7 protein-coding genes are annotated in these 9,246 nt (G+C 41.8%); all 7 read right to left on the bottom strand.

The annotated features are described in order from the left end of the window. Window positions 1–397: 397 nt before the first annotated feature. Window positions 398–1,456 (bottom strand): HD-GYP domain-containing protein, encoded by a 1,059-nt coding sequence (locus ACFQ0C_RS36550; protein WP_379374498.1) that lies wholly within the window; start codon window positions 1,454–1,456, stop codon window positions 398–400. A 112-nt stretch (window positions 1,457–1,568) separates the two neighbouring features. Further along, window positions 1,569–4,049, bottom strand: coding sequence for a DNA gyrase subunit A (gene gyrA / locus ACFQ0C_RS36545; protein WP_379374496.1), 2,481 nt, complete (start codon window positions 4,047–4,049; stop codon window positions 1,569–1,571). Between the two features lie 166 nt (window positions 4,050–4,215). Next, on the bottom strand, window positions 4,216–6,129 hold the full coding sequence (gene gyrB, locus ACFQ0C_RS36540; RefSeq protein ID WP_379374494.1) for a DNA topoisomerase (ATP-hydrolyzing) subunit B: 1,914 nt from the start codon (window positions 6,127–6,129) through the stop codon (window positions 4,216–4,218). 28 nt (window positions 6,130–6,157) lie between these two features. Further along, window positions 6,158–6,406, bottom strand: coding sequence for an extracellular matrix regulator RemB (gene remB, locus ACFQ0C_RS36535; protein WP_171652969.1), 249 nt, complete (start codon window positions 6,404–6,406; stop codon window positions 6,158–6,160). Between the two features lie 29 nt (window positions 6,407–6,435). Continuing rightward, the gene (recF, locus tag ACFQ0C_RS36530) at window positions 6,436–7,545 is read right to left on the bottom strand and encodes a DNA replication/repair protein RecF (RefSeq protein ID WP_379374492.1); all 1,110 of its coding nucleotides are present in this window, start codon (window positions 7,543–7,545) and stop codon (window positions 6,436–6,438) included. 77 nt (window positions 7,546–7,622) lie between these two features. Continuing rightward, window positions 7,623–7,838, bottom strand: coding sequence for a S4 domain-containing protein YaaA (yaaA, locus tag ACFQ0C_RS36525; RefSeq protein WP_308862438.1), 216 nt, complete (start codon window positions 7,836–7,838; stop codon window positions 7,623–7,625). Window positions 7,839–7,906: 68 nt separating this feature from the next. Then, window positions 7,907–9,052 carry a DNA polymerase III subunit beta gene (dnaN, locus tag ACFQ0C_RS36520; RefSeq protein ID WP_258218272.1) on the bottom strand — a complete coding sequence of 382 codons (1,146 nt, stop codon included), beginning with the start codon at window positions 9,050–9,052 and terminating at the stop codon, window positions 7,907–7,909. Between the last annotated feature and the right edge of the window lie 194 nt (window positions 9,053–9,246).

Here is a 9,246-nt window from a genome sequence, read left to right as displayed (position 1 = left end):
AAGACCGTTTAACGCAAGCTTGTCTTAAGCTCAAAAGTAATGCTAGCGAGAATTTACATTCTCTATTTTAACACTCACTCGTTGTTCAGTTTTCAAAGGGCAATTGTTGACAAAGCCACGTCATTGCTGACTTTCCTCTTTGTCGTTTTGTGCCAACTTGTTTAGCGGCGACTTTTATAATATAACACATTCGCCTACTACATTGCAAGCTTTTTTTTCAAGTAATTCTTTAGACAGTAGAAGCTGTCTACTCGAACCTGAGAATAGGCAAGTCGAGGTTAATCTAGAGTAAGTATAATCTATACTTTCCAATCAAATAAAAAACCTCCGCCGCAAAAGCAGCGAAGATTAATTTATCACATATCGCCTAACAGAGTCAAGTATAAATTATGTTAGATTATTTTTGTATAACTTCTTGAATATGTAGGTTACGTTGAATAGATAAATTAATAATTTGTCCATTCACATTAACCCAAGGGCGAGTAGGATTAGCACGATCTGAAAACACGATTTCACCAATACGGCCATCGCTTAATTTAACCAACACTCCATTATGGAACTGAGTTACCTTTTGTATAAAGGTTTGCACCATAACAGGATCCAGCTTGCCAAAGGATTCGGTAAAGAGCTGGTCCAACACCTGATAGCGAGAAGCTGCCTTTTTATGATAACGGTCAGAGGTCATAGCATGGAACATATCGGCAATAGCGACTATTTTGGAATAAAGATGAATTTTATCTCCTTTAATTCCATAAGGATACCCAGAGCCATCTTCACGTTCATGATGCTGTATAGCTGATAGCTTCACACCCTCGTTAATAGCTGCAACACTTTTTAAAAGATTGTAGCCTATAACCGTATGCTGTTTCATTTCTTCCAACTCATCAGGAGTAAGCTTGTTGGGTTTGTACAAAATTCCCGAATCAACCTTTGCATTACCAATATCATGTAGGAGACCACTTAAAGCAACTGGCATTAAATCTTTAGTAGGAAGTCCGTGCCATTTGGCCAAAGTATAGGAGGTTAAGCTAACCATAATACTATTGTGAAGTAGAAAATCAGTTAATTGATAGGACTTTGGACTAAAAGTTAAAATTTGATATTGATCAATATGTTTTATTAGCGCCTCTAACTGGGTCCTAACTTCCAGGATGGGAAAGTTACTTCCACCTACTGAAATAAAAACCTTTCGCAGCAGCACCAGCATTTTATCATATTGTTCGAAAAATGGAAGAATGGAGTTGCTCGGCTCTTCAATGATAGCTTCAGCTGTATTCTCTTGCTCATTTGCTTTGGATTCGATGGATATGGAAGGGATGAGAAATGCCTTTAAAATCTCGATATCTTTATCAATAACGACTCGGCCCTTTGGAAATAGGATATTCCCATGCTTTGTTTGCACGTTATCGTTTATTTTCTCGCCGCCTTTTAACTGGGAAACGGAAATTGTCGCCATGTAAATTCCCTCACCTTACTTTCTTTCTTATCACATCTTTATTTTAAACGAAAAAGAATGGGGATGTAACCCCCATTCTTACTGTTTCTGTGAAAAAAGTCCTATTTATTTATTATTCGGAATCTGTAGATTCAACAATTTCCTCACCGTCTTGATCTTCGGCAGGCTCTTCACTCTTTTCCACTCTTGCAACTGTGGCTACTTCATCTTCATCTTTGATGTTAATAAGCTTAACCCCTTGAGTGTAGCGTCCCATCATGGAAATCCCCGACATACTAGTCCGGATGATGGTGCCTAGTCCTGTAATAATCATCAAGTCCTCGTCATCGCTGACAATTTTTAATCCTACTACAGGTCCATTCTTCGGAGTAACGTTCAAGGTTTTAATCCCTTTGCCGCCACGTGATTGAATCCGGTATTCCGATACCGGTGTTCTTTTTCCGAAGCCTTTGGACGTTACAATCAATACACTGCTGTCTTCTTGAACAACGTCCATATCGATAACAGCATCGTCTTCGCCAATGTTAATTCCTTTCACTCCCGTAGCGGAACGTCCCATTGAACGTACTTCCTTCTCAGGGAAATGAATCGAAATTCCTTGCTTGGTACCCATAATAATCGTTTGGTTGCCATCAGTCAGCTTAACGCCAATCAAATCGTCGTCCTCACGAAGCGTAATTGCAATTAAGCCGCCTTTACGGATGTTCCCATAATCATTAAGTGCGGTCTTCTTAACTAAGCCATTCTTGGTGGCAAAGAACAGCTCCTGTTCAGATTCAAAACCTTCCACTGGGATAACAGCATTAATCGTCTCGCCCTGTTCAATCTGTATCAAATTGATAATTGGGGTACCACGTGCTGTACGGCTAAGGTCAGGAATCTCATAAGCCTTAAGACGATACACTTTTCCCTTGTTCGTAAAGAAGAGTAGGAAATGGTGAGTGTTCGTCACGAACAAGTGCTCAACAAAATCCTTGTCCTTCGTGTCCATACCGATAACACCTTTACCCCCACGCTTTTGACTGCGATAAGTGGTAACAGGTAGCCTTTTGATATAGCCGGTATGCGTAATAGTGATGATTACATCTTCCTGAGGAATCAGATCTTCATCCTCGATGCTCTCCATACCAATTGTAATTTCAGAACGGCGCTCATCGCCAAATTTCTCTTTAACTTCATTCAGTTCCTGGCTAATAATAGCGAGGACCAACTTCTCATCAGCCAAAATGGCTTTATATTCAGCAATCTTTTTCATAAGCTCAGCGTATTCTTGCTCAATTTTCTCACGCTCTAAACCAGTTAACCGTTGCAAACGCATATCCAGTATAGCTTGAGCTTGATCGAAGCTTAAAGAAAACTGATTGATTAAACCTTCACGGGCTTCTTCCGTTGTTTGCGAAGCACGAATTAATGCAATAACCTCGTCCAGATGATCCAAAGCAATCCGCAAGCCTTCGAGAATATGCGCTCTTGCTTCTGCCTTACGAAGTTCAAATTCCGTACGCCGGCGAATAACTACTTTCTGATGCTCCAGGTAATGGAACAGCATTTCTTTCAGGTTCAATACCTTAGGCTCACCATTCACTAAGGCAAGCATAATAATCCCAAAATTCGATTGCATCGCAGTATGCTTATATAAATTGTTTAAAACAACATTAGGATTAACATCACGACGCATTTCGATAACAATACGCATCCCGTTGCGATCCGACTCATCGCGCAAATCGGTAATTCCGTCGATTTTCTTCTCGCGAACAAGCTCGGCAATTTTCTCAATGAGACGGGCTTTGTTTACTTGATAAGGCAGCTCATGAACGATAATACGAGCCTTATTGTTATTTTCTTCAATGGTAGCTCTCGCTCTCATCGTGACTGATCCACGACCGGTATTATAAGCTTGCTTGATACCTTCACGTCCCAGAATATAGCCGGCTGTTGGGAAATCCGGCCCTTTGATGGATTGCATAAGCTCCATTGGAGTTACATCCGGATTTTCAATCAGCTGATGTACTCCATCGATAACTTCTTTTAAGTTATGGGGAGGAATATTGGTTGCCATCCCTACTGCAATACCAGAACTGCCGTTCACCAACAGATTGGGAAACCGGGCAGGCAGCACAGCCGGTTCATGTTCCTCACCGTCATAGTTAGGAATAAAATCAATCGTTTCTTTATTGATGTCACGTAGAAGCTCCATCGCGATCTTCGATAAACGCGCTTCGGTATAACGCATAGCCGCCGCCATATCACCATCAATGGAACCGAAATTCCCGTGACCGTCTACAAGCATATATCTCAAAGAGAAATCCTGCGCCATACGTACCATGGTCTCATATACGGCACTATCACCATGCGGGTGATATTTACCTATAACTTCTCCAACGATTCTCGCAGATTTCTTATGTGGCTTGTCCGGAGACATGCCAAGCTCGGACATTGCAAATAAAATACGGCGATGTACGGGTTTAAGCCCGTCCCTGACATCGGGCAAAGCTCGGCTTACGATAATGCTCATCGCATAATCCATAAAGGAAGTACGCATCTCCGTGCCTATATCGATATCTTTTATTTGTGAGTGCTGTTCTTCCGACATTGTTGACCTCCTACTAGTTTTGCTTTAGCAAAACTAACTTCGTAAACATAATCTGAACTTTCCGTAGAAACGTTGATTCCATAAGTCGCGTGCTAAGCTTCGCCAAGGCAAAACTAACTTATAAGCCTGGTCTGAACTTTCCGTAGGAAAGTTCAGATTAGACTCGTTAGATATCCAAATTCTTCACATATTTCGCATGCTGCTGGATAAACTCTCTACGTGGTTCTACGTTCTCACCCATTAATGTATCAAACAAGGTATCTGCATCGATCGCATCCTGAATACTAACCTGCAGCATTGTACGACTTTCGGGGTCCATAGTTGTTTCCCACAATTGGCCCGGATTCATCTCTCCAAGACCTTTATAACGCTGCACGTTAACTTTGACGCCTTCACCAAATTCTTGCATCACAAGTTCTCTTTGTTTTTCGTTGTAAGCATAACGAATCGTCTTATTACGCTCCAGTTTGAATAATGGAGGCTGAGCAATATATATATATCCGACCTCTATAAGTCTACGCATATATCTGTAAAAGAAGGTAAGCAGCAATGTACGAATATGAGCTCCGTCAACGTCAGCATCAGTCATAATAATAACTTTGTGATAACGAGCCTTGGCTATATCAAAATCATCACCAATACCAGTACCCAAGGCTGTAATAATAGCCCGAATCTCAGTACTGGATAAAATTTTATCAAGCCGCGCTTTCTCAACGTTCAATATTTTACCCCGAATGGGCAAAATAGCTTGGAAATGGCGGTCTCGCCCTTGTTTGGCTGAACCACCCGCGGAGTCACCTTCAACGATATACACTTCGCTGATCGAAGCATCCTTGGAGGAGCAGTCGGCAAGCTTACCAGGCAGGGCACTAACTTCAAGCGCACTTTTACGTCTTGTCAGTTCCCGGGCTTTACGCGCTGCCTCTCTGGCACGCGCTGCCTGGACGCCTTTCTCGACAATCTTCTTAGCAACAGCCGGATTCTCATCGAGGAATTCCATCAGCTTCTCAGAGAATAACGATTCTACAATACCCCGAACCTCGCTGTTTCCAAGCTTCGTTTTCGTCTGCCCTTCGAATTGCGGTTCTGGAATCTTAACAGAAATGATCGCGATTAAGCCTTCCCGCACATCATCTCCAGATAAGTTAGAGTCACTTTCTTTGATTGCATTATGTTTACGGGCATAATCATTCATTATGCGCGTCAGCGCGCTCTTGAAGCCCGATTCATGAGTACCGCCCTCATGGGTATTTATATTATTGGCAAAGGAATATATATTCTCCGTGTAGCCATCATTGTACTGAATAGCAATTTCGACTTGAATATTATCTTTAGAGCCTTCCGTAAAGATCGGCTGATGCACAGGCTCCCGGTTACGGTTCAAATATTCAACAAAGGAGATAATACCCCCTTCGTATATGAATGAATTGGACACATCTGTCCGCTCATCAGTCAAAGTTATTTCAATACCCTTATTAAGAAATGCAAGCTCCCGGATTCGGGATTGCAACGTATCGTAATCATATTCTGTTGTTTCTTTAAAAATCTCATCATCCGGCCAGAAGGTAGTCTTGGTCCCTGATTGTTCCGTTTCGCCAAGCACCTTAAGGTCGTATTGCGGCACACCTCTTTGATATTCTTGTTCATGCACTTTGCCCTCGCGTTTAACCTGAACGATTAACTTTTTGGACAGCGCATTCACTACAGAAATACCAACACCATGCAAACCACCGGAAACCTTGTAGCCTGAATCGTCCCCGCCAAATTTTCCGCCTGCATGCAGAACCGTAAGCACGACTTCCAATGTGGAGCGCTTCAGCTTAGGATGCTCACCAACCGGAATACCACGTCCGTTATCTATAACCGTTATGCTGTTATCACGGTGAATGATGACTTCAATTTTTGTGCAATAACCGGCCAAAGCCTCGTCAATACTATTATCGACAACTTCCCAAACAAGGTGATGAAGACCTCTGGCGCTTGTAGATCCGATGTACATCCCCGGACGTTTTCTAACGGCTTCGAGACCTTCGAGCACCTGTATCTGGTTTTCATCATACGTATTTTGATTCGCAGACATTCTGACACCCACTTTTCCAAGGTAAAATCTAGTTCGTTAACAATTGATGCGCCCGTTTCTTCAAGGTCATGGAGGAAATTGGAGAGTAGTATACCTTAGATTGTGTGACAACAAGCGATTTGCATTCTTCTTCGCCGATCACTTCAACCTTCTTCTCTTTATTGGCATAGCTGATAAATTGCTTTGATATTTTGGAAGATTTTTCAATAGACAAGTCAAATATGGCAACAAGCTCGGATGCACGAATAATTTTTTCTCCGCCTAAATGGATGAACATAGTTGGCCATCTCCTTATTACGTGAGACTTTAAGTTAAGCTTCCATTCTGCACATGAATGACAGAAGCATTTTCCAGCTTGGATAAATCGATGCTTTCGATTCCGGTCGTTGTTATAAAGGTTTGAACCTTGTTTTGAAAGGTTTCAATCAGTTGGGTTTGCCGAGAGCGGTCCAGCTCTGACAGTACATCGTCCAATAATAGTATTGGGTATTCGCCAACTTCTTCACGGATCAATTCAATTTCTGCCAGCTTTAAAGAGAGTGCCGTTGTCCTCTGCTGCCCTTGAGAGCCGAAGGTTTGTACTTCTTTGCCATTGATAAAAAACAATAAATCATCCCGATGCGGCCCGATCAATGATACACCGCGCCGAAGCTCCTGTTCTTTCACATGTGATAACTTTATCATAAATTGGTCAAATAAAACAGATTCATCTTGGACAGCTCCTTGATCGAACGAACAAGCATACTGAATCTCAATCTGTTCATTGCCCCCAGTAATTCCTGAATGAATCTTTTCCGCCCATATTTGCAGCTTCTTTATAAAGCTTTGACGTTTTTTAATGATTTTAACACCAAACTGTGCCAATTGTTCGTTCCATACTTCCAAAAGGGCCGCTTTTGTGTCTCGAGTAGTAAATAACTGCTTTAAATAATTGTTCCGCTGCACCAATATTTTCTGATACTGCGATAAATCGTATAAATAAGCGGGATGGACCTGGCCGATTTCCATATCCAGAAACCTCCGCCGGACGGACGGGGAGCCCTTAACAATTTCCAGATCCTCCGGTGCAAACATCACAACGTTTAGAGACCCGATAAAATTACTTAGCTTGCGCTGCTCCAGGCCATTTATTTTTGCTTTCTTACCTTGCTGAGAGATGGTCAAATCAAGCTGACATGAGCCATATTTTTTATCCACTTCGGCATGCAGTAGGGTGTGGGGAGCATTCCATTGGATGAGCTCCTTGTCCTGATGCGTCCGATGCGATTTGGTTAGTGCAAGTACAAATATCGCTTCCAGAAGGTTGGTTTTCCCTTGTGCGTTCGGACCGACAATAATATTGACCATATGCCCCGATTCAAAATAAACCTCATCGTAGTTTCGGTAATTCTGTAAAGAGAGCTTTTTCAATTGCAAAATGGTTCCTCCTACAGCCTCTGCCAAGGATAAACGGCCACGCCTTGCTTAGAGCTCTTCTTTAGAAAAAGATTTCTCTAGCTGCGCACTACTTGAAACTCACCGCATCCTTCAACACTTACTTTATCATCATGAACAAGCTTCTTGCCGCGGCGATTCTCCGGCTCCCCATTTACTAGAATTTCTGTTTCCTGCAAAAAAAACTTGGCTTGTCCGCCGCTGGATATACAATCAGCCAACTTCAAAAATTGACCGAGAGTTATATAGTCCGTATGGATGTTTACTGTTTTCATCAGGGCTTCCTTGCTCCTTCGTCAGTTATTAACATGTGGATAAACAAACGCATGAACCTATCCCCAATTTAATTCGTTGTGCGGTAAGGGAGAATTAGCTGCAGCAGGGTGGAGGATTCCTCCATGGGACGGATAATAATCGGCTGCATCGCACCGGTAAAGCCTATATGAATCAGCTCGCTGTCAATTACTTTAAGGGCATCGAGCATATATTTTGAATTAAAGGAAATCCGCAGCAGTTCTCCGGTTAATTGGGATACATCAAGCTGCTCGGTTACTTTCCCCAGCTCTGAGGAGCTCGAGGAAATTTCAATGGTTTGATCCTCACGCATGATCATCTTAACTATATTGGTCTTTTCTTCTCTGGAAAGCAAATAAGCCCGATCGATAGCGTTAGCCAGCTGCTGTGCGTTAATAACAAGTTCGGTTTGATAAGCCTGGGGGATCAGCTTGGAAGTATCAGGATACGTTCCATCCAAAACTCTAGTATAGAACAGGATGGAGCTAAGCTGAAATAATACCTGGCTTTCTGCAAAAATGATATCGATCAGCGTATTTTGATCCGGCAAAATTTTGGCCAATTCATTCAAAGTTTTCCCTGAAATGGATACATTACTCACTGGGAACTCATCATTGACTTCGATTTGCGTTTCTCTGCTTCCTAATCGATGCCGATCACAGGCGGTGAATTTAAGATTGCCTTCATTTACGGTCCATAAAACACCTGTTAGAACCGGTGTAGATTCATTCGTGGAAACAGCAAAAGAAGTTTGTTTGATCATTGATTTAAGCAAATCACTAGGCATTTGAATTCTTCTATTCTCTTCGATACTTGGCAAAGTTGGATATTCTTCCGGATCTAGGCCAACTAATTGAATTTCAGAAGATCCGCTGCGAATAATCGTCAGAAAATGGTCTTTAACCTCTATTTCAATCTTGGAAGCAGGCAGCTTACGAACAATTTCAACGAAAAATTTGGATGAAAGAACTACGCTTCCCGGTTTTTGCAAGTCTATTATGCTTATTTCATTCTTTTCGTTCGGAATATGGCTTTGAATGGAAATGTCCGTATCGCTTGCTGTAAGCGTCATTCCATTAGCATCGGCATCTATTTTTATCCCGCTCAATATAGGAATTGTTGTTTTGTTAGAAATAGCTTTGGAAACATGTTGAATGGATTCATTTAAATACTCTTTTAATATCGTTAATTTCATACTGTCACTCCTATGATTCGAAAATGTGGAGATGTCCATTTATCCCTTCATAATACTCTTTTTTTATTAGTAATAGTAGTAGGGGCAGTGGATATGTGGATATGTGAGTAAAAGGTGCAAAACGAAAGCCTATCCACATGTTAATAGTTTGTGCATAGGCTTAATGTTATTCAGATGGGCTGGGAGCATGATTT

The organism is Paenibacillus sp. GCM10027630, from assembly GCF_042676305.1.
Classification (GTDB): domain Bacteria; phylum Bacillota; class Bacilli; order Paenibacillales; family NBRC-103111; genus Paenibacillus_S.
The sequence above is the reverse complement of the archived record's forward strand: the minus strand, read 5'-3'. Positions and strand labels throughout refer to the sequence as shown.

Bases quoted from the DNA above. Each gene is read 5' to 3' on its own strand.
- yaaA (WP_308862438.1), bottom strand. From the start codon at position 7,838: ATGAAAACAGTAAACATCCATACGGACTATATAACTCTCGGTCAATTT.
- dnaN (WP_258218272.1), bottom strand. From the start codon at position 9,052: ATGAAATTAACGATATTAAAAGAGTATTTAAATGAATCCATTCAACAT.
- remB (WP_171652969.1), bottom strand. From the start codon at position 6,406: ATGTTCATCCATTTAGGCGGAGAAAAAATTATTCGTGCATCCGAGCTT.
- ACFQ0C_RS36550 (WP_379374498.1), bottom strand. From the start codon at position 1,456: ATGGCGACAATTTCCGTTTCCCAGTTAAAAGGCGGCGAGAAAATAAAC.
- gyrB (WP_379374494.1), bottom strand. From the start codon at position 6,129: ATGTCTGCGAATCAAAATACGTATGATGAAAACCAGATACAGGTGCTC.
- gyrA (WP_379374496.1), bottom strand. From the start codon at position 4,049: ATGTCGGAAGAACAGCACTCACAAATAAAAGATATCGATATAGGCACG.